26 protein-coding genes are annotated in these 23,828 nt (G+C 38.9%); 19 read left to right on the forward strand and 7 right to left on the reverse strand.

The features are described from left to right. Positions 1-110 precede the first annotated feature (110 nt). Positions 111-647 (forward strand): CueP family metal-binding protein, encoded by a 537-nt coding sequence (locus MKX55_RS02250; RefSeq protein ID WP_339235721.1) that lies wholly within the window; start codon positions 111-113, stop codon positions 645-647. A gap of 72 nt (positions 648-719) precedes the next feature. Here MKX55_RS02250 and MKX55_RS02255 read toward each other — a convergent pair whose 3' ends face one another. After that, positions 720-1,634: a LysR family transcriptional regulator gene (locus MKX55_RS02255; RefSeq protein ID WP_339235723.1), complete on the reverse strand. Its 915-nt coding sequence runs from the start codon at positions 1,632-1,634 to the stop codon at positions 720-722. Positions 1,635-1,850: 216 nt separating this feature from the next. Between MKX55_RS02255 and MKX55_RS02260 the strand changes: the two genes are divergently transcribed. From MKX55_RS02260 to MKX55_RS02310, 11 genes are all read left to right on the forward strand, one after another. Next, entirely contained in the window at positions 1,851-3,881 is a 2,031-nt protein-coding gene (locus MKX55_RS02260) for an FAD-dependent oxidoreductase (protein WP_339235725.1), read from the forward strand. A 36-nt stretch (positions 3,882-3,917) separates the two neighbouring features. Beyond that, positions 3,918-4,682, forward strand: a complete 765-nt coding sequence (gene aroD / locus MKX55_RS02265) for a type I 3-dehydroquinate dehydratase (protein WP_339181987.1) — start codon at positions 3,918-3,920, stop codon at positions 4,680-4,682. A gap of 172 nt (positions 4,683-4,854) precedes the next feature. Continuing rightward, the gene (locus MKX55_RS02270; protein ID WP_339235727.1) at positions 4,855-5,730 is read left to right on the forward strand and encodes a shikimate dehydrogenase; all 876 of its coding nucleotides are present in this window, start codon (positions 4,855-4,857) and stop codon (positions 5,728-5,730) included. A 142-nt stretch (positions 5,731-5,872) separates the two neighbouring features. Beyond that, a complete protein-coding gene (locus MKX55_RS02275; protein WP_339235729.1) occupies positions 5,873-7,093 on the forward strand; it encodes an MFS transporter in 1,221 nt (406 codons plus the stop codon). Positions 7,094-7,277: 184 nt separating this feature from the next. Beyond that, the gene (locus MKX55_RS02280) at positions 7,278-8,555 is read left to right on the forward strand and encodes an MFS transporter (RefSeq protein ID WP_339235731.1); all 1,278 of its coding nucleotides are present in this window, start codon (positions 7,278-7,280) and stop codon (positions 8,553-8,555) included. A 262-nt stretch (positions 8,556-8,817) separates the two neighbouring features. Further along, a complete protein-coding gene (locus tag MKX55_RS02285) occupies positions 8,818-9,003 on the forward strand; it encodes a hypothetical protein (RefSeq protein ID WP_339181995.1) in 186 nt (61 codons plus the stop codon). A gap of 368 nt (positions 9,004-9,371) precedes the next feature. Continuing rightward, entirely contained in the window at positions 9,372-11,516 is a 2,145-nt protein-coding gene (locus MKX55_RS02290; RefSeq protein WP_339235735.1) for a DEAD/DEAH box helicase, read from the forward strand. Between the two features lie 118 nt (positions 11,517-11,634). Then, positions 11,635-11,838, forward strand: coding sequence for a hypothetical protein (locus tag MKX55_RS02295; RefSeq protein WP_339235738.1), 204 nt, complete (start codon positions 11,635-11,637; stop codon positions 11,836-11,838). Between the two features lie 189 nt (positions 11,839-12,027). After that, the gene (locus MKX55_RS02300) at positions 12,028-12,507 is read left to right on the forward strand and encodes a hypothetical protein (protein ID WP_339235740.1); all 480 of its coding nucleotides are present in this window, start codon (positions 12,028-12,030) and stop codon (positions 12,505-12,507) included. Between the two features lie 31 nt (positions 12,508-12,538). Beyond that, positions 12,539-13,072 carry a hypothetical protein gene (locus tag MKX55_RS02305; protein ID WP_339235743.1) on the forward strand — a complete coding sequence of 178 codons (534 nt, stop codon included), beginning with the start codon at positions 12,539-12,541 and terminating at the stop codon, positions 13,070-13,072. 120 nt (positions 13,073-13,192) lie between these two features. Beyond that, the gene (locus tag MKX55_RS02310) at positions 13,193-13,393 is read left to right on the forward strand and encodes a hypothetical protein (protein ID WP_339235746.1); all 201 of its coding nucleotides are present in this window, start codon (positions 13,193-13,195) and stop codon (positions 13,391-13,393) included. Between the two features lie 734 nt (positions 13,394-14,127). Here MKX55_RS02310 and MKX55_RS02315 read toward each other — a convergent pair. The 4 genes from MKX55_RS02315 to MKX55_RS02330 all read right to left on the reverse strand — a co-directional run bounded on the left by MKX55_RS02315 (position 14,128) and on the right by MKX55_RS02330 (position 15,644). Then, positions 14,128-14,379, reverse strand: coding sequence for a hypothetical protein (locus MKX55_RS02315; protein WP_339235748.1), 252 nt, complete (start codon positions 14,377-14,379; stop codon positions 14,128-14,130). After that, complete coding sequence (locus tag MKX55_RS02320) at positions 14,366-14,875, reverse strand: RNA polymerase sigma factor (protein ID WP_339235750.1); 510 nt, start codon at positions 14,873-14,875, stop codon at positions 14,366-14,368. The genes MKX55_RS02315 and MKX55_RS02320 overlap by 14 nt, the downstream gene beginning before the upstream one ends. Before the next feature lie 10 nt (positions 14,876-14,885). Continuing rightward, the gene (locus tag MKX55_RS02325; RefSeq protein ID WP_339235753.1) at positions 14,886-15,263 is read right to left on the reverse strand and encodes a group-specific protein; all 378 of its coding nucleotides are present in this window, start codon (positions 15,261-15,263) and stop codon (positions 14,886-14,888) included. Between the two features lie 171 nt (positions 15,264-15,434). Beyond that, on the reverse strand, positions 15,435-15,644 hold the full coding sequence (locus tag MKX55_RS02330) for a hypothetical protein (RefSeq protein WP_339235756.1): 210 nt from the start codon (positions 15,642-15,644) through the stop codon (positions 15,435-15,437). 126 nt (positions 15,645-15,770) lie between these two features. On the opposite strand from MKX55_RS02330, the gene MKX55_RS02335 reads away from it, so the two are divergent. Beyond that, complete coding sequence (locus MKX55_RS02335) at positions 15,771-16,319, forward strand: histidine phosphatase family protein (protein WP_339235759.1); 549 nt, start codon at positions 15,771-15,773, stop codon at positions 16,317-16,319. Between the two features lie 167 nt (positions 16,320-16,486). Here the strand turns inward: MKX55_RS02335 and MKX55_RS02340 are convergent, their stop codons facing one another. Continuing rightward, positions 16,487-17,149, reverse strand: a complete 663-nt coding sequence (locus MKX55_RS02340) for a hypothetical protein (RefSeq protein ID WP_339235760.1) — start codon at positions 17,147-17,149, stop codon at positions 16,487-16,489. Positions 17,150-17,382: 233 nt separating this feature from the next. On the opposite strand from MKX55_RS02340, the gene MKX55_RS02345 reads away from it, so the two are divergent. From MKX55_RS02345 to MKX55_RS02365, 5 genes are all read left to right on the forward strand, one after another. Next, positions 17,383-18,708 (forward strand): spore germination protein, encoded by a 1,326-nt coding sequence (locus MKX55_RS02345; RefSeq protein WP_339182022.1) that lies wholly within the window; start codon positions 17,383-17,385, stop codon positions 18,706-18,708. After that, positions 18,695-19,768 carry a GerAB/ArcD/ProY family transporter gene (locus tag MKX55_RS02350; protein ID WP_339235761.1) on the forward strand — a complete coding sequence of 358 codons (1,074 nt, stop codon included), beginning with the start codon at positions 18,695-18,697 and terminating at the stop codon, positions 19,766-19,768. Before MKX55_RS02345 ends, MKX55_RS02350 begins: the two co-directional genes overlap by 14 nt. Next, complete coding sequence (locus MKX55_RS02355; RefSeq protein ID WP_339235763.1) at positions 19,758-20,876, forward strand: Ger(x)C family spore germination protein; 1,119 nt, start codon at positions 19,758-19,760, stop codon at positions 20,874-20,876. The genes MKX55_RS02350 and MKX55_RS02355 overlap by 11 nt, the downstream gene beginning before the upstream one ends. A 287-nt stretch (positions 20,877-21,163) precedes the next feature. Further along, a complete protein-coding gene (locus MKX55_RS02360; protein ID WP_339182030.1) occupies positions 21,164-21,652 on the forward strand; it encodes a PTS glucose transporter subunit IIA in 489 nt (162 codons plus the stop codon). Between the two features lie 201 nt (positions 21,653-21,853). Then, positions 21,854-22,156, forward strand: coding sequence for a hypothetical protein (locus MKX55_RS02365; RefSeq protein WP_339235765.1), 303 nt, complete (start codon positions 21,854-21,856; stop codon positions 22,154-22,156). A gap of 231 nt (positions 22,157-22,387) precedes the next feature. Here MKX55_RS02365 and MKX55_RS02370 read toward each other — a convergent pair whose 3' ends face one another. Further along, the gene (locus MKX55_RS02370; protein ID WP_339235767.1) at positions 22,388-22,561 is read right to left on the reverse strand and encodes a hypothetical protein; all 174 of its coding nucleotides are present in this window, start codon (positions 22,559-22,561) and stop codon (positions 22,388-22,390) included. Positions 22,562-22,696: 135 nt separating this feature from the next. Here MKX55_RS02370 and MKX55_RS02375 point away from each other — a divergent pair, with 135 nt between their 5' ends. Next, complete coding sequence (locus MKX55_RS02375) at positions 22,697-23,617, forward strand: SDR family oxidoreductase (RefSeq protein ID WP_339235769.1); 921 nt, start codon at positions 22,697-22,699, stop codon at positions 23,615-23,617. Positions 23,618-23,828 lie beyond the last annotated feature (211 nt).

The following is a 23,828-nucleotide window of genomic DNA, read 5'->3' on the forward strand; positions in this document are numbered from 1 at the left end:
CTCTTCCTATAAAGTTAACTATATTGTGTCAGTTATCATGCGAATATAGGAAAAAGCATCGCCGTGCCGTATAATACAAGACAAGAAATCCTATTTGGAGTGTGAATTTCATGAAGAAAAAAATAATCCTTGTCTTGTTTGGATTGTTGGTTTTATTAACTGCCTGCAGTGGTGAAGAGGACAATCAGGAAGGAAATGCATTGGACGAAACCGTAGATATCAAGGAATTAGTCCATCATTATAGTACAGAAGAAATTGTTGACGAGAATGCATCGATTACTTCCGAGCAGCTGATTGTAACGAATGATGAGGGAGAGGAAGAAGCAGTATATGACTTGCCGGAGGATGAATTTTTTGTTTCGATAGCTCCCTTTGAACAGCAGACGCACCCCTGTGAAATTCATAGTTTAACAGGATGTCAGGGAGAAATGGTTCAGGAAGAATTCGAGGTTTACATTGAAAACGCAGCGGGCGATGTGGTTATAGATGAACCCATGCAGACAGAAGAAAATGGCTTTATTGATTTATGGCTTCCCAGGAATGAAACCTATACAGTTGAAATCAAACAGGATGGAAAAGAAGTAACATCAGAAATCAGTACGTTTCAGGATGATTTCACCTGTATCACAACGATGCAATTAATATAATTTATTGAGATGCAGGCTGTCTGGAGTATCCAGGCAGCCTGTTCTGATGTCAAGGCAAAATGAGTTTACAGGCTATTCTACTTTGTTTTTTGTTTTTAAATAATGTTTTTGACAATAGCTGATGACAAAGCTTCGAAATGCGCTGGTTGCCGGGGATAGATAATCGTTTTTTCTGGCAGCCATATAGATAAAGCGGTGATAAACAGGTTTTTTTATGTTAATGACTTTAACTGGAAAGTGAGAAAGCGCTCCAATATTCGGGATCACGGCAATTCCATAATTGGCTGCGACCAGCCCGGCCATGGCATTATCTTCTTCCACTTCACAAATAATTTCAGGAGTTAAATTTACTTTATGAAATAATTCATCAACGATGGGGCGCAGCCCGCTGTTTTGATTGAAATAAACATAGGGGTAGCTGGCTGTCTCCTCTAAATCAATACTTTCTCTGTTTGCTAAAGGATGATTTTCCGCAACAATCAATACAAGCCCCTGCTCTGCAACGGGTGTAAATTCAATGTCAGGTTCATTATATTTCATCGAACAGAAGGCAATATCGTACATATTTTCTTTTAGATTTTGAATTATATTTTTGGTGGTTCCCTGATAAAAAGAAAAAGAGATATTTTTATAGGCGCCTTGTTCAGAAAAGTTCTTAATCAATTCTGGAATGAAATAAGGCCCCAGCGTATAAATAAACGCCAGGTCAATGACTCCATGTGACGGACTTGTCAGTTCACGCAGCTTTTTTTCTCCTCTTTCCAGTTCAGCCAGTGACCTTTCTACATACTCAAGAAAAAAGTGTCCGTATTTTGTTAAACGAATATTTCTTCCCTGCTTTTCAAATAAATAGACCCCGAGATACTTTTCCAGCTCTGCAATGGCATAACTTAATGTCGGCTGAGAAATGGAAAGTTTATTCGCTGTGTTGGTAAGGTGTTCACTGTGCGCCAGTTCTCTGAAATAGTGAAGCTGTTTCAAATTCATTTTTATACCTCCATTCGCTTCGGAGCGTCCTATATATTTATTATGCTATAATTCATAGATAAAATCTATTGATTTGTCGAAAAAACCTATTAGATTTATGAATCAGTATCAAATATAATAAAGGTGTAAAGGAAATCAAGGAATAAAAAGCAGCTTCAAATTTTTTTAAAACTACTTGTGAAATATTTCACAAAATAATAAAGTGGAGGTATTATAATGAGTGTATATGAACATATTTTTCAACCGTTAACTGTCAGAAGGATGACGATACCGAACCGCATCATTATGCCGCCGATGGGAACAAATTTCGCCGAAGTAGACGGGTCGATGAACGACGAGCATATAACGTATTATGAGCAGAGAGCAAGAGGAGGAACTGGATTAATTATAGTCGAAAATGCTTGTGTTTCTTTTCCAATGGGATCGAACGGAACAACACAGCTTCGTATTGACCATGATAAATTTATTCCCAGATTATATAAATTGACAGAAACATTGCATAAACACGGGACACAAGCAGCTATTCAAATCAATCATGCAGGAGCATCTGCTGTGCCGGACAGAATTGGACACCAGCCGGTATCTGCTTCCAATATCCCTTCGAAAGCAGGAGGGGCTATTCCAAGACCGCTGGAAAAAGAAGAAATCCTTGAAATTGTTGAAGACTATGGTAAATCAGCTAAACGTGTGGTTGCTGCCGGATTTGATGCAATTGAAATCCATGCCGGACATTCCTATCTTCTGAATCAATTCTTATCACCAATCTATAATAAACGGACCGATGAATTTGGAGGAAGCTATGAAAATAGAGCACGATTCCCGCGGATGGTCATCGACCGTATTCGTCAGGAGGTCGGCCCGCATTTTCCAATCAGCCTCCGGGTAAGTGCCGATGAATTTGTAGAGGGCGGCAATACATTAGAAGATATCCTGCATATCCTGGAATATTTAGATGATGAAGTAGACATCTTTAACGTATCAGCTGCAGTAAATGATACCATCCAATACCAAATCGACGAAATGAATTTAGCTGACGGCTGGCGTTCTTATATGGCAAAAGCAGTGCGGGAAAAATTCCATAAAACGACGATTACAACAGGAAATGTCCGTCAGCCCCTGACAGCAGAAAAAATTCTGGTAGAAGGCGATGCAGATTTAATTGGAATGGGCCGCGGCTTGATTGCAGATCCGAACTGGGTCAATAAAGTAAAAGACAGCCAGGAGGATATGCTAAGAAAATGTATCTCATGTAATATCGGCTGTGCCGGTCATCGTATCGCTCTGAACCGTCCAATAAGATGTACAGTAAACCCGGATTTATTTGGCGGCGATGCGTATAAGGATAGAAAAGTGAAGAAGGACGTAACAGTTGTTGTGATTGGCGGCGGAACAACGGGGCTGGAAGCAGCATGTACAGCAGCGGAAGTGGGATGTAAAACATTTCTTATCGAAGAAAAAGCAGAATTAGGCGGTTTGGCCAGAGAGATTTCCAAACTTCCTGATAAGAAGCGGATTTTAGATTTTCCTGAATATCTGGAAAAAAGAGCAGAGCAATTAGATAATTTGACAATTTTAACGAATTCAAGAGCAACCATTGCGTTAGTGGAAAGCCTAAACCCCGATATTATTGTTAATGCAACAGGATCTAAGCCATTATTGCCGCCGATTGAAGGGCTGCATGATCGGATTGATAAAGAAAACAGCAGCATTTATTCTATTGCTAAACTGCTTCAGCATATTGATGAATTTGAAGAACAGCATTTAGAAGGAAAGAAAATCGCTGTAGTTGGCGGCGGGGCTGTCGGCCTGGATGTGGTAGAATTCTTCAGCAAACGAGGCAGTGATGTCAGCATGATAGAAATGATGCCGGCAGTTGGCGCAGGCTTAGATCATATTACAAAAATATCAATGATGACCATGCTGAAGGATTATGAGGTCGATGTTCGAACTGAAACAGCATTGACGAAAGTAGAAGACAATTCTTTCCAAATCAAACATCAAGACGAGGAAGAACAAATGGCATTTGATTATGGATTTATCTGCCTGGGAATGCGTCCTGAAAATAAAGAAGTTCCAGAATTACAGCAATATTTTGAAGCAAATCATGTGGAAGTGGTAAATATCGGAGACAGCTGGGGCGCCAGAAAAATTATGGACGGTACGCGTGAAGGAAGAAATATTCTTACAACATTAGAGAAAATAGGTGCTTTTGAAGAACCAGAGAAGAAAGAAGCGATTACTTTTTAAAGGATAACTCATTATTCGTCTCAAGGAGGAGAAAAGATGATTAAAGCCGTAGAAGTAAAAAATATCCGAATCGGTGAAGGGATGCCAAAGATTTGCATCCCGATGGTTGGCAAGACGGTTGACCAGTTGATAGAAGAAGCAGATTTTCTGAAAAGCCTGGAATGTGATGTAGTTGAATGGCGTGTTGATTTTTTTGAACAGGTTGAGGATATCGCAAAAGTAAAAGAAGCCCTTACGGAGATACGTAAGGTGCTTCCGGAGATGCCTCTGATATTTACTTTCCGCAGCTTCAAAGAAGGTGGAGAAAAAGAGGTTTCTGTTGATTATTATTTGCATCTGAATCGTGAAATGAGCCGGACAGGGCAGATTGATATCGTTGATGTCGAGCTATTTAATCAACCCGAAGACGTAAAACAAATCATTGAAGCCGCGCATGAACATGGTGTATTTGTTATCATTTCCAACCATGATTTTAACAAGACGCCAGATAAAAAAGAAATCATAACCAGACTTCGCCGGGCTCAGGAACTGGGCGGCGATTTACCGAAGATTGCTGTTATGCCGGAAACAACGGCAGATGTACTGACATTATTAGATGCTACGAGAGAAATGAAGGAAAAATTTGCTGACAGGCCGATTATTACGATGTCAATGGCAGGAAAGGGAGTTATTAGCCGTCTGGCTGGGGAAGTGTTTGGCTCTGCATTAACATTTGGTGCGGCAAATAAAGCATCAGCGCCCGGCCAGGTTGCAGCCGCGGAATTAAAACGGACGTTGCATCTGCTGCATCAGAGTTTGTAAAATGAAAAATCCAGTTAACGAGGATAAGAAGCTTCCTATATAAAGAAAAGGGATGATTTTAGCTATTCATGTGAAATGTTTCACAAAAATATCATGGGTCATTGGATTGTAGTGTACAGGTAAAATAGAAAAAATCAATGGTATGTTATCAAAAATTCAGGAGGGAATTAACATGGCAGATCAAGGCAGAATTGACGGAAGAACAAAATTGATTGGACTGACAGCAACACCTATTGGACATTCTTTATCTCCAGCAATGCATAATATGTCTTTTCGGGAATTGGGACTAAATTATGTCTATATGGCATTTGAGGTAGATAACAAGCAGCTGGAGGATGTTGTCACCGGGTTCCGGGCTTTAAATTTACGCGGATTTAATGTTTCCATGCCGAACAAAACAAAAATACTTCCGTTACTGGATGAATTAACAGATGGAGCGCGTTTTGCAGGTGCTGTGAATACCGTGTTAAACGATAATGGGCGGTTCATAGGCTATAACACAGATGGAATCGGCTACTTTCGCAGCTTGAAAGAAAATAATATCGATGTAAAAGGAAAGAAAATCACCCTTCTGGGAGCGGGCGGAGCTGCAACGGCAATTGCTATTCAGGCAGCTTTGGAAGGAGTAAAAGAAATCTCCATTTTTAATCGAGATGATGAATACTTTAACCGGGCGAAAAATAATACGGTGATTATCAATGAAAAAATGGAAGGTGACTGTATAGCAAATGTATATCGGTTAGAAGATCAAGAAAGGTTGAAAGAAGAAATTGCAGCAAGCGATATTTTAACAAATGCAACAGGAGTTGGAATGAAGCCGCTTGAAGGGCAAGCCTTAGTTCCTGATTCTTCTTGGCTGCGTCCAGAATTGATTGTTTCCGATGTAGTCTATATTCCGAGAAAAACAAAGCTGTTGAAGATGGCGGAGACCGCTGGCTGCCAGACAATTAATGGTCTTGGGATGATGCTTTGGCAGGGCGCTGCCGCATTCGAACTGTGGACAGGTCAGGAAATGCCTGTGGAATATGTGAAAAATCAGATGTTTTAATCACACTGTATTAATTTGGAGTAAGAAGTCATCGAAATATCATATCCAATCTTATTCTGTGGGGGGTTACGCTTTTCTCCCGCAGAATGAAGTTTCGCTTTATATCGAATAAAAAAGTCCTTCAATGAGAGGAGAAAAAATCATGAATACGAAAAGATATTATCCAGCTGCATTGGCACTCTATATTACTTTTATTATCCATGGTATTGGAGTATCTATTCTGGCACAATATAAAGATGAGCTGGCAGAGCTGTGGGGAGCAGCAACGCTGCCCAATGGCACGTTGGATGTAAGTATCGTTTTTACCGTTATTGCTGCATTAGGGCTGGGGCGTCTGATTACACTGCCGATTTCAGGACCTGTTTCCGATAAATTTGGCAGAAGAGTTTCCAGTCTGATTGGTGTTGGTTTATATGTATTATTCTTTGTCGGAATCATTTTCGCTCCGAATTTCTATGTTGCTTTTGTCTTTGCCTTATTAGGAGGAGCTGCCAATTCCTTTTTGGACACCGGGGTTATTCCATCCCTTATGGAGATTTTCGGTAAAAAGGGCAGTATAGCGAATATGTTCACTAAGTTCTCTATATCTATCGGGCAGTTTGTATTACCTTTTATGATAGGATTTGTGGCTGCCAGCCAAATGTCATTCCAAACCGTTTTTTACTTTGTAGCGATTCTGCTCGCTATAGACGGTGTGTTACTTGCTTTTGTGCCATTACCGCCAAATAGCAGTATCCAAAAGACCGATAAGAACCAGAAGAAAGAAAAAATGAAATTTACAGCGACAAGCGTGGTCATTATTCTTATTGCATTTACATGTACTTCTACATTCCAGCTTTGGCTGAATGCCAACCAGGAATTAGGAACGTTATATGGCATGGAAAATCCAAGCACGATTCAATCCTATTATGCCATCGGATCTATTGTTGCTGTATTATTAACGGCTGTTTTCATTAATAAAAAATGGCTCAAACCAGTTCAAGTGCTTATTTTATATCCGGCGATATCAGCGGTTATGCTGCTTATTATTTACTTTATAGAAACGCCGGCTATTTTACTAATCGGCGGGTTTATTCTCGGATTCGCTGCAGCTGGAGGAGTACTGCAACTAGTAACATCGACAGCAAATGAACTGTTTCCAAAGCATAAAGGAAAAATCACATCCATTGTTATGATTTCCTCCAGTCTGGCCAACTATATTATTTTAAGTGCAGCAGGTGTGATTACAAGAGTTGGCGGTGTAGACGGGCCAAAATATGTCTTATTGTTTAACTTTGCCATAACAGCTATAGGTGTGTTGCTTGCAATTTACGTCAATAAAAGATATAAAAAAGAGAATGAAGGTATGGTAGAAGCTGCGTAAAGCGTGTTACAGTGATTTAAGCACGGTTCTATTTCAAATCGAATGGAATGACATAGGAAGCACCATACAGCGGGAGAGGACAGTCTCTCCCGCTGGTAAAATGACAGAAGTCCCTTGGTTGTTCCAGAGGGGATAATTACTTTGATGGTGAATGAATGGATACTAGCTGAAAAGGTGATGCAAAATGAAAGAGAAGAAAAAATTCCATTATGCTTGGGTGGTCTTAATTGTCTGCTGTATGATCAATTTTGCCGGCTTGGGTACAATTTTCAACACATCGGGTATATTCTTTCCTTCTGTTACAAAGGAATTGGGGATTGGCACAGGAGATATGTCTTTATACATGACTTTTCTATGCTTGGCAATGTTTGTGGCTTCTCCTTTAGTAGCAAAATTATTACCTAAAATCGATGTCCGCATTACATTATCTGTTGCCTTTGTGGTAGCTCTTTCCGCTATTGCTGCCATGTCATTATATACAGAAATATGGCAATGGTACCTTTCTGGCATCGTTATCGGATTTGCCGGGGCATTTATTTTTTATATTCCTATTCCGGTTATTGTTCAAAATTGGTTTCACAAAAAAACGGGAGTGGCTTTGGGAATCATCGGTGCTTTTACAGGCATTGGAGGAGCAATTATGAATCCGGTGATTGCTTCTTTCATCGACAGCTTTGGCTGGAGAACTGCATATGTGATCACAGCGATTATTATCGGAGTGATTGTCCTGCCTTTCACCATTTTTGTTTTACGCTTTAAACCAGAGGATAAAGGGTACAAACCATACGGCTATGCAGAAACCTTAGAAGATCAAGAAACCTTTACAAAAGAAAATGAAAAGGGCGTACCTGTTAAAGTTGCTATTACGAGTTTAGCTTTTTTCTGTATAATCATCATTGCTTCTTTTTCCGGATTGATCAGCGGATTAAACCAGCTGTTAACCTCCTACGGTAATACCGTTGGGCTAACTACTACAGCAGCCGCTACGTTAGTTTCGGCTTCGATGATATCGAACCTGCTTACCAAATTTCTCTTTGGAGCAGCCAGTGATAAATTTGGCGTGAAAATGACGTTGATTGTCAGTGTGCTGTTGATTGCATTTGGCTTCAGTCTATTTTTCATATCTCATGGAACCTATGCTACCGTGTTTACTGCTTCCCTTCTGTACGGTATTCATGCATCGGTTATTATCGTCGGGCTGCCATTGATTACAAAAGAATTATTTGGCAAGAAACATTTTGTTGAAATTTTCTCTTATGTAACGATGGGACAGGCATTAGTGAAATCTTTCGGATTTGCGGTGTTCGGCTATATGTACGATCTTTCCAACAGCTATGAACCAGCCTTTATGTTAGGAATTGTTATCTGTGTGCTGATGGCTGTGTTGACAGTCGGGGCATTTCGGAGCAGGAGAAAAATGGAGATTGTTAGGGAGAAAGAGATTGGGGAAAGTATGCAGTGAAAAGCTTTTCTAAAATCATGTACAAGAATATTAGTATAATTGTAAAAAAAGTATATTGATCGGAGATTGACTGCTTTCTCCCAGGAGACTGAGACGCATTGTAAGGCAGGCTTTTAGACGGTGGAAAAATAGCATCGAACAAAGAAGTTTTCATCGTGGAACTGACAGTATGTTGCAATCATCTTTAATCTGCAATTAGATTCCTTACACCTTTCATAATTGATTCTTCTTGTACATACGCTAAAGCAAGGAGGATGATAAGATGGATAAAACAGATGAGCCAATGAAAAGAATGGCTAATTTGCGATTATCACATGCGGGATTTGCCCAGTATTATAAGGAATTATTAAGCAGAAATCATCATCTTTTTAAGGGAAGCCGAAAAAATAAATCTCACCAGTATTTTTTTCAGAAGGCTCATCGGGCGAATTCTTTTGACATTACATAAGATTTGCTTGATGCAAATATAAAACGAAAATTCATTTCTTCGTGATAGATCAGCTTCAACATTGTTCTAACCGTTTGGTATACTTAGATATCAAGCGGTTTTTATAATGGTTAAGGAAGTTTTTAATCTATATTTGAAATTATGACATGTGTTTTTGTTATCGATAAAGGGTAAATATGGAACGATAAAGACATCTTCCCTTTTTATCGTGCGGGAAACAATGCTACAATAATAAAATGTCATACATTCTGCAGGAGTGGAATGTAACTTTGAATAGCGATGAGGCAGCCAGAAAAACAAATAGCTGTCATTGATGAATAAAAAAGACAATTTTACATGTTTTATATAGAGCAGCAGGAGGAGAAATCATGGTACGGACGAAACAAGACGTAGAGCGGTTAGAAGCAGAGCTGAACCGGATATACGACAGCATCGATATGAACTCGGAGGAGTTGTTTAACAATCGAATTAAAGGAATCTGGCAAAGGCTGAAAACAAGCTCAGGAAATGAACAATTAAAGACGATGCCTTTAGATATAATGTTAACAGTGAATAAAGAGCTTCCTGTAAACAGTCTGATGAATAATGGTTTGAAAACGATGAATGATATAGCAAATAAAACACCCCGGGAGCTGATGCAACTGGATGGAATAGATGAAGAAACGGCACAGCACATTTGCCAGGCAGCCTCCGAAATAAAAGAAGCTGTATATGAACAGGCAGCCCCTCGTGTGAATCCGGATGATATTTCTGATGAAGATATTCATTTGCTGGAATCGATTTATAAAAAATGGCATTTGTTAAATATTCTTGAAGAGATGCAGGAGAAATTTCAGGAGTATTATGATGAAACGATATCTGATATTGAAATGGCCAAGAAACAGAAAGGATTTTTTGCCGGTTTATTTCAGCCGAAGGAGGAGAAGGAAAAAATCCGGTCTGCTTTTGCCAATCTAAATAAAAACAAGCATCAAAAGGAATTAAAACAGATAAAGAAAAGATTAGATTATATGCTTGATTTTGAAGTGAGTAAAGAAGAGCTCAAAAAGCATTTTGAAACAGAAAATGCCTTTTACTATACAGAAATTGAAAAAGCAACGGACTTTGACTCGAAGAATATTTCGGAGAGCCTGCCGGAAGAAGTGGCTGAAGCAGTAAATAACCATCCGCTTGATACGAATGGACTGCATATTACCTTAAGAAATTATCAAATTTTTGGTGCGAAGTATGCATTGCTTTATAAAAAGACGCTGCTGGGAGATGAGATGGGCTTAGGAAAGACGGTTCAAGCGCTTGCTATTCTCAATCATCTCAGGCAAAACGATCAGGGACATGCTGTCATTATTTGTCCACTGAGTGTGATTTCCCACTGGAAAAGAGAGGTGGAACAGCGGTCTGATTTACAGACTTTTATTTTTCACGGCAGCAATCGTGAGAAACAGTTTCAAGCCTGGCAGGAAGGCGCCGGTATTTTAATAACCACCTTTGAACTAGCGGGCAATCTGCCATTGGAAGATAGTCAACATTTTGACGCGTTGATTGTTGATGAGGCGCATTATGTGAAGAACCCGAATACAAAGCGCTCGCAAAATGTTTATCATTTGGCAGACGAAGCGGAGTATGTCTTATTTATGAGCGGAACTCCACTAGAGAACACGGTAGAGGAAATGATGCAATTGGTCTCTGTCCTGCAGCCGGGAATTGCGGAGGATTTATCAGAAGAGATGCTGTTGCGTAATCCGCAAGCATTCCGTGAAGCCATTGCTCCAGTTTATTTAAGAAGGAATCGAAAGGACGTATTACAGGAGCTTCCAGATTTGGAGATTATTCCAGAATGGGTTCCTTTTGGTGAAGAGGAGAAGAAGTTCTATCAGCAGGCAGTGGAAGAGGATCAGGTCATGGCCATGCGCCGTGCAGGCTGGCAGGGCGAATCTCCGAGTAAATCACCGAAGCTTCAGAAGCTACTTGAAATCTGTGAGAATGCAAAAGAAAACGGACATAAAGTGCTGGTATTTTCTTATTTTAAAGATGTTATCCAGACAATTAGCGGGAATTTAGAAGACAAAGCGCCTCGCGTCATTACTGGGGATGTTTCCAACCATAAAAGACAGGAAATCATTGATGCCTTTACAGCGGATGAAACTGGTTCCGTTCTCGTCAGCCAGATTACTGCCGGCGGTGTCGGGGTGAATATTCAGGCTGCCAATGTGGTTGTTTTATGCGAACCGCAATGGAAACCGACAATGGAAGAACAGGCAATCAGCCGTGCTTATCGAATGGGGCAATCCCGCAACGTTGTCGTTTATCGCTTATTAACGGAAGAGAGTATTGATGTGGCAATGCTTGATGTATTAGGGGAGAAAGCGAATCTTTTTAACCTGTTTGTGAAAGAGTCTGACACAGCATCACGTATATTGGATGAGCAGGAGCAGGAGCAGGAAGAGGAAGAAGCTTCTATTCAGAAAAAAGTGCTGGAGCTGGAGAAAGAACGGTTTATGGAGCCTGCGCGTTAAAAGACTTTTTGATTGTATACACGGAAGAATTATCATATTTCTTATGTGATGTGTTACGGAGAATGTTTCGCCTGCAAGGATGTCGGGAAAACCTTCTATAACGAAAAAGGAGGATTCGATGACATCGTTTAAGGAAAGAGCCAGATATGCCCGTTTTAAAAAGGTTCTGGGAGCTATTCTTGTTATGCCTATCATTGCTGTACTTGGATTTTTAGATGTCATTCCGGTATCCAATGCAGTTTCATGGTTGGCCTTAGCAGCTTTTGTTGTGAGTTTAATTGTATTTTTCGTTTCATTTAAAGGAAAGAAGCCGCAAGTTTAAGGGGAGAACAATGAAAAAGATTAGTTTAGCGGTTCTTATAAGGAAGAAGAGAGCATGGTCTGTGACGATGCTCTTTTCTTAAAGGGAAGTAGTATTAGTTTTTTCGAAGCAGGAGTGAAAACACTATACTTGTTTTATTTCAGAATAATCGCTAAAATGAATATAATTCAAAAGAAAGGAAGTGCTCTATTGTTTACAGTCCCCGTTATACTAGAAGAAAAAGCAGATTACATGAAACATGATCGGCTGACGAAAAAGCTGATACAAGAGTTTTTCGAGGAATTTATCGAAGGCTTCTTCTCCGACCTTCATCCCTACATTGATTTCTCCAACGTCACATTTCTTGAACAGGAAGTCTACCTGGATTATCTTGAAGGCTCCAAAAAGGAAATTGACGTGCTCGTCGAAGTAAAGTTGCATCACGAGGATAAAATTCTCCATATCCACACCGAAGCACAATCCACTCATGAGGCAGATTTCCCCGAAAGAATGTTTCTCTACTTCAGTTTGTCTAGCTCCAAGCGCCAAAAACTAGGAGATTTCACGTCGCGCCCTACGATAAGTCAACATCGACTCCTACCGTCGTCGTGTTTCCTTTATCTCAGTTGCGCCGCTCCAATCTCTACGTTTTTAAACGGGCACTTTCCGCTTTTCTCACCTTTACGCTAAACACCGCAAACCAATTCAGCCTATCGCCGTTTTGAGTTATAATAGGAAACAAGAAGAACCCACGCAATTCAAAGTCGATACACCTACCCAAGAAGTACTTCAATTTAACTTTTTACAATTACAATTAAGAAAGAAAAGCTGGAAAGAATATATTCAATCAGACAACCCGGTCGCAGCCGCATTGTTTAGTCAGATGGGTTATGAAGAACATGAGCGTGTCCAAGTAAAGTTGGAATTTCTGCGTATGATTACCCGGATGAAAATCAATCCGGCGCAAATGGAGTTTCTTTATGGTTATTTCGAAACTTATTTAAAACTAAACAAAGAGGAGGAAGAACAGATGATGGAGAAAATGGAAAACTTGCCGGAAGAGGAAAGAGAACTAGTCATGCAGCTGCCGAATTCTTATTTTGAGAGAGGAAAGCAAGAAGGAATAGAAGAAGGGATAAAAAAGCGGAACCAGGAATTAGCTTTGAAACTGATAGCAAGAGATATGTCAATCAGTGACATTGCAGAGATCACAGACTTAAGCGAAGCAGAAATTAAAAGGCTTGCTAGTGAGTAAATAAAATAGATTATCTGTTTCAATAAACAAACAAAGTGAGCTGGTTTCATTGTAAATTGGCTCACTTTGTTTATATGAAGCAAAACTTATTTAAAACTAAATAAAGAGGAGTAATCGCAAATGATGGAGAAAATGGAAAACCTGCCGGAAGGGGAAAAAGAAATGGTCATGCAGCTGCCGAATTCTTATTTTGAGAGAGGAAAAGAAGAAGGAAGAAAAGAAATTGCTTTAGAATTGCTGGATAAAGGGATGTCCATCAGTCAGGTAGCGGAAATTACAAAATTAACTGAAAAAGTAGTGGAAAAGCTTGCGGGTAAATGATGTTGCGGGAAAAGTAATTTTATATCAGTAGCCTAAAAGGGAGCGGTTATGAAACCTGCCCCTTGTCATGTGAAAGTTACGATTGAATCCAAATAAACACATAGAAGAAAACATAAATTAGTAAAAGAATGCTAACAAATAGAATCGTTTGCCACCTGGCAAAAAGAAAAGCAGCGCTCGTGTCACCAAAGGGAGTTTGTTTCCAAATTAGAAAATAAAGCATCTCCGAAAATATATACAGCATTGAAAAATAAAGAACCACCAATAAAAAAGTTTGCAAAAGAATGGTTAAAAATAAAAAAGATGCACGCTGCCAGGCTGAAAAAAATAACCGTTTGAAAAATAAAACCCGCCATTATGTATAAAAAAGACCATTTACCCTGCGGAACATATTTTAAATAGCTCTCTATATAATTTCCGTCTTTGTCATTCGGCGTCGCTCATTGCTTATCTTTCCCTTTCAACGCAACATGAGGGGTATTATCTGAATATTGTCTTTATGGATTCCTACAATAAAACGGCCGGCAAGGTAATGTCCCAGTTCATGAAACCATACATGTAAGAGAAGGAGAAGGTATCCAAAGATAAACCAAGATACTACCTGCAGGAATTTACGAACCTCCCATTATTTCCAGATTATAAATCCATTCCCTAATCTAGTATCTGTAAAACTGTAGTTAAGGAAGTTGGGCAGAATTTAGTAAAAGAAAGTTGCTTTACTCGCATTTTATTGTCTACATATGAATCCATAATTGAATTACACTCACCCCAACCCCTAAAGCTAAGGGAACCATTCTTGTTAAATTTAACCCGGTTAAGGTGACGGTTGCTTTTTCTAAAGGATCTTTGGCAGGGGAAGCTAAATAATGGATAAATCGCTGCCAGGCTGTTTGTTTTTGCCTGCGTTTCTGCTCAGGGACGATTACCTGAAATCGATCCAGTTCTTCCTTTAGTTTATCTTCTTTATTAAATTCATCTTTCAGCATGAAAATCCTCCTCCAGGTCGTTTTTTAATGTGTTCATTGCCTTATGCAGTCTCGATTTAACGGTACCTATCGGGATATCTAATATCAATGCAATGTCATTTTGCGGCAAATCTTCATAATAAACAAGTAAAATAATCGCCCGCTGTTTATCGGGTAAGTCGGCGATGGCCTGCTGGACCCACATTTTTTCATCTATGTTTATTGCGTGATCTGTCTGTGGAACCAAAAATGGCAAAAGAGACCGCCATTTCTTCCGTCTGTTTAATTTATTTATTAGTAAGCGGTAAGCGATTTGGAATAAATAAGCTTTGACGGTTCCTTTGTCAGAGCTAAATGTCTGCTTTTTCTTCTGCAGGATTTCAAACGTATCATGAACAATATCGATACTGAGCTGTTCTTCCTGTGTGTAGCGGTATAGAAAGCAGTAGAGTGGTTCGTACAGACGTTCATATAATTGTGTGAAGCCTGTTTCGTCACCACTTTTGTAAATTTCCATCCACTCTTCGTTACACCTCATCTTTTTTATCCTCTAGGTGAGCTTTGATGGATTTTAATGTCATAGAGATTCGGGAGATGAAATAACTAACAGTTACGATTACCCAAGCTTGAGCTTGATTGGATAAAAATTGCACCCAAGCGTTTTCTATATCTTCTCCGTTAGCCAGTAAGAAGAATAATAGTAATGTACAGAGAATGGTGTAAGTTGCTACCACTATAGTAACAGTGTCAAATACATTCCATCTTAAATAGACAGTGGTCTTTTTATAATCTATCTTTCCATTTTCTTTAACAATATATTTACGATTAAATGGTATACTGACTGCCAGGATTAGTATGATCTGTACCCCTACTGCGATCAAAGAAACAATATACCCTGTACCCATACGTAACTCCTCCTATCTTTTATATATTTTCTCTGTAAGCATCCTAAGCAACAAACGAAACCCACTCAAAATAACACATATTGATAAAGCTTCAGCCAAATATAATTCAATATATTTCACTGTACATGCAGTATATCAAAAAAGAAAATCATGGGACCTCAACTTGTCATCTTATAGGTTTTTTTCAGCATGTTTCTGATTAAATTTTTGTATATGCTTATTGTTTTTAGCGGTAAATGCAAACATGATATTAATCAATACAGGGTATAAGCTCCCTAAAAAGAATCTCCAATCATCTGTGATGAAAGAAATGAATATGAAGACAATAAGTACACCAGCTGTAATATAAATGGTTCGTTTTTGATATACATTGATTTTCATCGCCTTTACCCCCTTTTTACTGACTATACAAATGAACGAGGCAAAAGGTTCATAAAAAAATATTCTAAAATCATGTTAGGCTAAGAATATCAATCAAATTTTCCACAGAAAGGATGGTTAATAAAGATGAATAAAACGATCTATATTATCCGGCATTGTGAAGCAGCAGGTCAAGCTCCTGATGCCTCCTTGACGGACAGAGGAAAAGAGCAGGCGAAAGAGCTGGCTGTATTCCTTTCCGGCAAAAAAGTGGATCATATTATTTCCAGCCCGTTTCTACGTGCGATTCAAACGGTAGAGCCTTTTGCGGCAGAGAGAGAATTGAATATAGAGACAGATAACCGTTTGAAAGAGAGGGTGCTCAGTACCGTTTCGATGCCAGATTGGATGGATAAACTTGAAGCAACGTATACCGATTTAGATTTAAAATATGAAGGCGGCGAAAGCAGTAAGGAAGCAACCAGGAGAATAATGCATGTAGTGAATGATTTGCGAGAAAGTGATGCGAAGAGCAGCATGATGGTTGCCCATGGAGGAATCATCTCTCTGCTTTTGCATTATTACGATAAAAGTGCGGGATTTGAGGTGTGGAGTAAACTTAGTAATCCCGATGTTTATGAGCTGCAGATTTCAGAACATCATCACCAGCTTGAGCGGATATGGATAGAAGCGTAAAGAACGAAAAATATGCAATTTGTCATCCAATAATCAGTTTAACAGGCCATGAATCTCCGAAAAATATATTTAAAAATGCAGCAACCGTCATTCAACTGGCGGTTGCTGCATTTTTAAATGCCTTGTTTATATACGCCGTAATTCCATTTCCGTCCGTTTTAAAAAATTTAGTCATCCCACCAGCTTGTTTCCATATCAATCAGCCAATGGTTTTTTAACATCAAAGCACGTTCGATAGCTGCGATGACTCCAGCAATGAGAAGTGTCGTATTCAGCCAGGAAGGAAGAATGATTGGCGAATCAAAGGAACCAAATCGATCTGCAATAAAGGGAATCTCCGAAATAAGCGAAGCCAGCTGCGGAAGTCCTAGTATTAAAGAAATTAGCAGGACAAAAACGGCAAGCTTTCCGATAATAGAGCTGATTTCAGGAAATTTGGCATCAAAACGCATACGCAACCCTTCTGCTGAACGGCGATCTGGAGAGAGTACAAACTCGCTTTCATCTTCCGTAATATAATGAATTCGTTTTAAACCATATGTCGTTGCTGTAGCTTCAATAACTCCTCCGGGAACCGGAAAGACAGCTGGAGTAGAAGCTTTTGCATGATGCTTTCCATCACGGTATAAATCGATGGACTCATCTTCATCAAAGTAATTAACATGGACCGTATAGGTGTGCATTTCTCCATCATCTTCATGAAGTTTTATATAAAAAAGGGAACGATAAAATATTTCATAAAAACGAAAGGGTTTTAACGCATGTCCATCCCCGCTCTTTACCTTTTTTGCTGCTCTTTCTCTGCGCTTGCTTTTAAAAAAACGAAACATGCTATCCTGCCTCCGAATCGTGTTCTTTTAATAGATAATACGAGCAAAAAGAGAAAAGGTTTCTTATAATTTTCGCTTTATTATAGAGAATCGCCTGTAAACCTTCCTCTGGTTTTATGATTGCATACCTTACTGAAAAAATGATCAGAAAAAATAGAGAAGCGGATTTTTTGTATGAAAAAGTGCTTCCTTGCTCATAACTAAAAGATAAGATGAGGGAAAGGATGTGGGCAATGGATTTCATTAATCAGATAGAAGATTTAAAACAGAAGAATAAAGATTTGCAAATGAAGTCCGTCATTATTAATGATGTTCCTTATGATGTGATTGGCTTTGAAAGCTTGGTGGATTTTTCGGCTACATGGGAAATGGTGGAGACCCTGGTTCAGCATGAAGAAGAAAAAACACCAGAGCCAATGGGCCTGCATTCTAAAAATACATCCTGGAAGAAAATAGAATTCAGCAAACAAATTAAAACATTATATGAAGGGAAAGTAATCATCTGGAATCGTGCGGAAGAAGTGTCATTAATTATTGATCCTGTTTCTCAGCCGCTTTACAGAAGTATTGAAGTTCCTGTCAATGAATCCATTATTTACGGCGCAAAGGATGCATTTACGGAGAATAGCCAGCAAAATATCGGGCTGTTACGAAGTAAATATCAATCAAAAGATGTGGAAGTAATCACAACACAGCATGGAAAAAGAAATCGCCGCTTTTCTTTTCTTATTTTAAAAGGTACGACAGAGGAACACATGGTAGAGATGATCAAAAAGAAAATTGAGGATTTTCCAAATGAAATCAAACAAGTGAAGGACGTTCACGTTGCATTTGGCTTTTCTAAATTTTCATTAATAACAAGGGTAAACTCTACAGAGCTTCCTGAAAATGCCATGGAATACATAGAGCAGGGGAAAATTGTATTCTTTATGGATGGTTATCCGTTTGCGCTGGTATTGTTTAATACGGTTTTTGATGTGTTCAAACAGCCAAGTGACAGTAACTATCTGAGTGCATTTGTGTATTCTTTATATCTCCTGCGTATTGTTGGAATTATGATTGCTATATTGCTGCCAGGCCTATATGTCGCGCTGATAACAATAAACCCGGAAATGTTAAAAGTCCAGCTGGCCTTATCGATAACGGAGAGCCGGCAATTTGTACCTTATCCTGCTTTTATTGAAATTATCATTATGCTGCTTTTGATTGAATTGATTACGGAGGCAGCAGTTCGATTGCCTCTTTCGATATCCAATACGATTGGTGTCGTAGGCGGTATTATATTGGGGCAGGCGATTGTAGAAGCCAGCCTTGTGAGTGGGGTATTGATTATTATTATTGCTGCGACGACGATTGCAAATGGAATTATTGTTAACTTTGAAAATGGGATTACGCTGCGTTTGATGAAATATATTATTGTCGTTTTCTCCGCCTTGTTTGGAATTCTGGGACATGTCATCGGTCTGCTGGTTTTATGCTCCTATGTTGCCCGAATCACGAGTTTTGGAGTTCCTTATGTCCGGTGGAAAAAGGAAGGGATTCAAAGTGAAAATCAATAATTTATTGATTATAATCTTTTTTTTAGTCACGAATATCGGGGTTATGTTTCTGCTGTATCCCAGCCTTATCCTGGATACAGTAGATAATGGACATTGGCTGGTTGTTCTTATACATGGACTTTCACATATAGCTCTTTTTGGCATGCTGTTATTTGGTGTATCCAAGTTGAAGGAACCCAATATTTTAAAAAATTTGCCCAAAAAACGTTGGGCTGTATCCCTTACTTTACTTGTGCCAATCAGCCTTTTTATTATTGGAACAGTGATTATTGCTATCCGTACCTATGCAGAGTTTACTACGGTATTATTCTTGAATCAGACACCCATGTTCTATGTGATGGTCATCTTCATTACAACGGCTGGTTATATTGGTCTTGGTTCGATGGAAAGTATCTTCCGGACAACTTTTTTAATAGCAGCTACTTCTTCCTATGTCATTGTCGTTATTTTCATATTATCTTTTTTCAATGCGGAATGGTATAACTTCTTTCCGGCGAAGGTAAGTAACTTTGATTTTTTATTGGAAATGCCTTTTATCACAGGTTTTTTAATATTATCTCCAACCTTTTTATTTATCGCCTTTTTACCAAAAGGAAAAAAATTCAATTATAAAACGGTTTTCTGGTTTTCGTGGTTTTTGATTCTATTTATATTTATGGCTGCTTACTCGCCCATGCTGGTATTTGGAAATGAAATAGCGCGGAATTTCACCTTTCCATATATCGAAATGTTAGCTACGGTGGATATTGACTGGTCTATCTTTGAAACACTGACAAGTCTCTTTGGGTTGAGTCTTCTTATCTACGCAACGTTATTTTTAGGAATGCTTCTGCATATTTTGCGGATGTTATATCAAAATATCTTCCATACGAGCAAGCTTCATGCATCGATTGCAATGGTTATTATAGTTATCTTCATTACAGCTGTAGCAAATATGATTTCTACGTGGGAGCAAGTACAATCTCATATCATTTGGATTGTGCCGCTTCGTTTTTACACCTTCATCAGTCTGCTGATCTTCATTTTTTGGATAGGAAGAAGGAATAGACATGAAACGTAATTATTGGATAAAGATAATCATTTCTTTCGTGTTGCTGGCTTTATTAAGCGGATGCTGGGATTCCAGAGACATTAATTACCGTTCCACGCCTATTTTAATGGGGGTAACAAAGGATGAAGATTTGTATCATGTGTTTTTGGTTATCCCGGTTTCCGTAGTGTCTGAGCAGAGGAATTTGGCGAAGGTGGACGGCAAAGGTGCGACGATTGTGGATGCTATTGAACAGCTCAAGAAAAAAATTGAAACAACCATTGATTTAGAACATATTGGTTTTGTTGTGTTAGGTGAAGAGCTGGGAAAGGAAGGGATTGGAAAAATTATTAATACCTTCATGCGAATGAGAGATATGCCGGCAACACCAACTGTGGCATTTACTAAAGAAGATATGGATACCTATATTGATCAGATGATCAATACATTTCAAAAAGTAGGAGTACCTATATTTGGGTTTTTGGAAAAACAGACTGGTTGGGAAATTTATAGTCCAGAAGTCAGTTTATGGCAGGTGTACCGAGGTATTCATTCATATACCTCTGATATTGCAGTTCCCATCATCAGCTCAAATGAAAATTTGGAAATGGATTACTTTGGCGCATTGGTTCTAAAGAATGGAAAGATCGTTGAAACATTAGATGATTTAGAAGTGCTGCTGATGAATTTATTAAATAATGAAGAAAATGTTATTAAAACGTTTATAACGATTGATGAGACAACCGATGTAGAGCTTGTTGAAAGAGATGTAGAGTACGATTACAAATACAATGGCGATGAAATCGACTTGACCATCAAGCTGGAATTCGTGATGATTGTTGCTGAAGCAGAGGATCATTTAGACGATGAAGATATTCAGAAGAAATTTGAAGAGAAAGTGGAAAAGGATACGCTTCAGCTCGTTGAAAAGCTGCAGGATAAACATGCAGATGTTCTTGGAATCAGTAACCGAATCAGGAAAAACTATACCCATAATGAACTGAAAAACTTTCTCAATGAAACGTATCCGAATATAAATGTAAAGGTAGAAGTAGAAGCGGTCATCGAGAATAACGGTAAAATAAGAAATTTAAATAATGATGATTTTGAAGACTGGGATAAACAAAAACAGGATTAGTCGGAGAAAAGAACTCTAGATATCGTAAATATGGTATCTGGAGTTTTTTATTATATTTTGTGATTTATTTCCTCGTTGACGATGATTTTTGTCTGGCTTTATCGGCGATTCTTTGTGAAAAAGAGGTTTGTAAATGAGAAGAATGCTGCAGAAAGAAATTGTGGAAAAGCTGATAGATAAGCAAAGTTGATTAAATGCTGGACGCGTAGATTATCTAGCAGGCTTATTAAAGTAATTCTTCGGAACATATGATAAAATCAATGTATATCAATTTTGGAGGGATAGCTATGTTTGGGAAGCTTTTTAAAAAGAAAGAAAAACAGGAAATTGAATTATTCGCCCCCGTTGACGGGGATGTAATTCCTTTGGAAGAAGTACCTGATCCGGTATTTGCTGAAAAAATGATGGGGGACGGAATTGCGATTAAACCATCTAACGGTAAAGTCGTATCACCTGTTGACGGAGATATTGTACAAGCATTCCCGACAAAGCATGCTGTAGGGATTAAAGCTGACAATGGTGCCGAAATTCTGATTCATATTGGATTAGAAACGGTTTCCTTGGATGGAGAAGGATTTACCATCCATGTAAAAGAAGGAGATAAAGTGAAAAAAGGTGATGCCCTTGTTGATGTGGATTTAGATGTGGTAAGTGAAAAAGCTGCAGATACGGTCACGCCAATGCTTATTACGAATATGAGTGATATCGAAGCATTAAATAAACAAGATGTGAAGCAAGTACGTGCGAGTGAAGATGTTGTGATTACTGTTAAGTAAATGGGGTAATGAATTAAATTGGTGGTTTTTCGCTTTAGGGCGGGAAACCACTTTTTTATTAAAAAATTCATTGAGTACAGACATGAATAACATTGCTTCTGTATGAAGTATTCAAAGGGAACATTTAAAATAATAAATGCATAGGCTGCACAGTAGGGAATTTACCTAAAGTGATTCCATTTATAAGTGAGGTGGCTAGTAATGTCTAATCCATATAACCCGAACCAGCATATGGAGTTTTTTAATCAGCAACAATCTCGGAATTTCCATCAGCAGCCGAATATGGGACAGCATTCGATGGAGCAGCAGGTGTTGTCCACGGTGTCTCCAGTAATCAATCACGGGATGCGGGAAGCGCAGCATCTCGGTTATCCGCATGCATTAAGAGAGGCTGTAGCAATTGCATATTTGATGGGGCAGGGACAGGATTTTCATTCAGCGTGGCAAATGGTAGAGTCTTGGTGGAGGCCCCAAACTCCTCAACAGCCTGGGACTTTTTATTAAAAAACACTATAAATCATGATAAAAATGCCGATTTCCAATCGGTATTTTTTATTTGAATTTGTAATCGTATGATGCCTTTTAACACACAGGCTTGTTTTGTAGAAGAAGCTGGAAAAAGCTCCGAAGAATGAAATTTTCTTCTATGTAGGGGCTAATATTAAACTGATCAAAGAATAATATTAGCTAAAAGGAACAGATATACGTAGCTTTCTAAAAATATATCAAACGGCATTAGATCAACGGATAATACTGCTCATAAACAGGGTGAATAAAATATGGCGGTCTGGGCCCGATTTTCGGAAGTTGAAATAGATGATCAGTAGCTGTATATAATACTTCCACTTTTTCATCGGAATGGTTTACTAATAATAACGTTACTTCTGGATTATAATCGTATTGCTGCATCACAATTTCCTCCTTGTTTTCCTTCTTTCTCATACCTTATTCCATTTCCTCTAATATCGGAACCATGTCTTTTTTCACTACATTCGCCCAAGTGTCATAAAGTAACCTATCCAATAATTTGCAAGGAGGATGAGGATGACACAGGATAAATCAAATAAACCAACATATCCGTTATACCCAAATTACGGGAAAATAACGCAATATGAAGAGGTCGCATTGACTGTGCCAGAGCAGCGCCAATATCGTCAGCCGGGACTGGAAAAATGGATGTTTCCCAGACCGATTATCGAAAATATAAATGAAGAAGGAAGTAATAAGCTTATTGACAAGGTTGCGCTAATTACAGGAGGAGACAGCGGGATGGGGGCGGCGGCTGCCGTTGCTTTTGCTAAAGAAGGTGCCGATGTAGCTATTTCTTATCTTGATGAGCACGAGGATGCAAATCGGACGAAAAACCGAATTGAGGAACTGGGACAGCGCTGTTTATTATTGCCGGGAGATGTCCGAGAAAAAAGGCAGTGTGTGCATATTGTGGAGAAAACGGTTGAAACATTTGGTAAATTGGATGTTCTCTGTAATCATGTTGGAATCCAATTTCAGCAATTAAGCCTGCTGGATATTACAGATGAACAATTTGATGATACGTTTAAAGTGAATGTATATTCTCATTTTTATGTGACACGTGCCGCACTTCCACATTTGAAAGCAGGAAGTTCTATTATTAACACAGCTTCTGTGGTAGCGTATGAGGGGTATAAGCAATTGATGGACTACACAGCTACAAAAGGAGCTATCGTCAGCTTCTCCAGAGCATTGGCAAATAATTTAGTTGATCAGGGAATCCGAGTAAATGCCATTGCCCCAGGCCGGATATGGACACCGCTGATCCCATCCAGCTTCTCTGCGGATGAAGTGACATTGGCAGGAAATCCGATGCAGCGTCAGGGTCAGCCATTTGAAGTAGCGCCAACATTTGTTTATCTGGCTTCGGATGATTCCCGTTTCGTAACAGGGCAGACACTGCATGTGAATGGAGGGCAATGGACGACATCTTAATCGGGACGAGGGAAGACCACTATTTTCTTCAACTGTATAAAGGTTTGATAAATTGCTATAAAGATAAACAATCTTGAAATCATATTATCAATATATTCGAAAGATTGAGCGAAAACGTAAATAATAAAATTAACTTAAACTTTTGTTTAACACTCTGTTCCTGTTACAAATATTATCAGCCCGCCCGTCTTCTGCATATAGTATTAACGAC

The organism is Oceanobacillus sp. FSL W7-1281 (assembly GCF_037969835.1).
GTDB classification, from domain to species: domain Bacteria; phylum Bacillota; class Bacilli; order Bacillales; family Amphibacillaceae; genus Oceanobacillus; species Oceanobacillus oncorhynchi.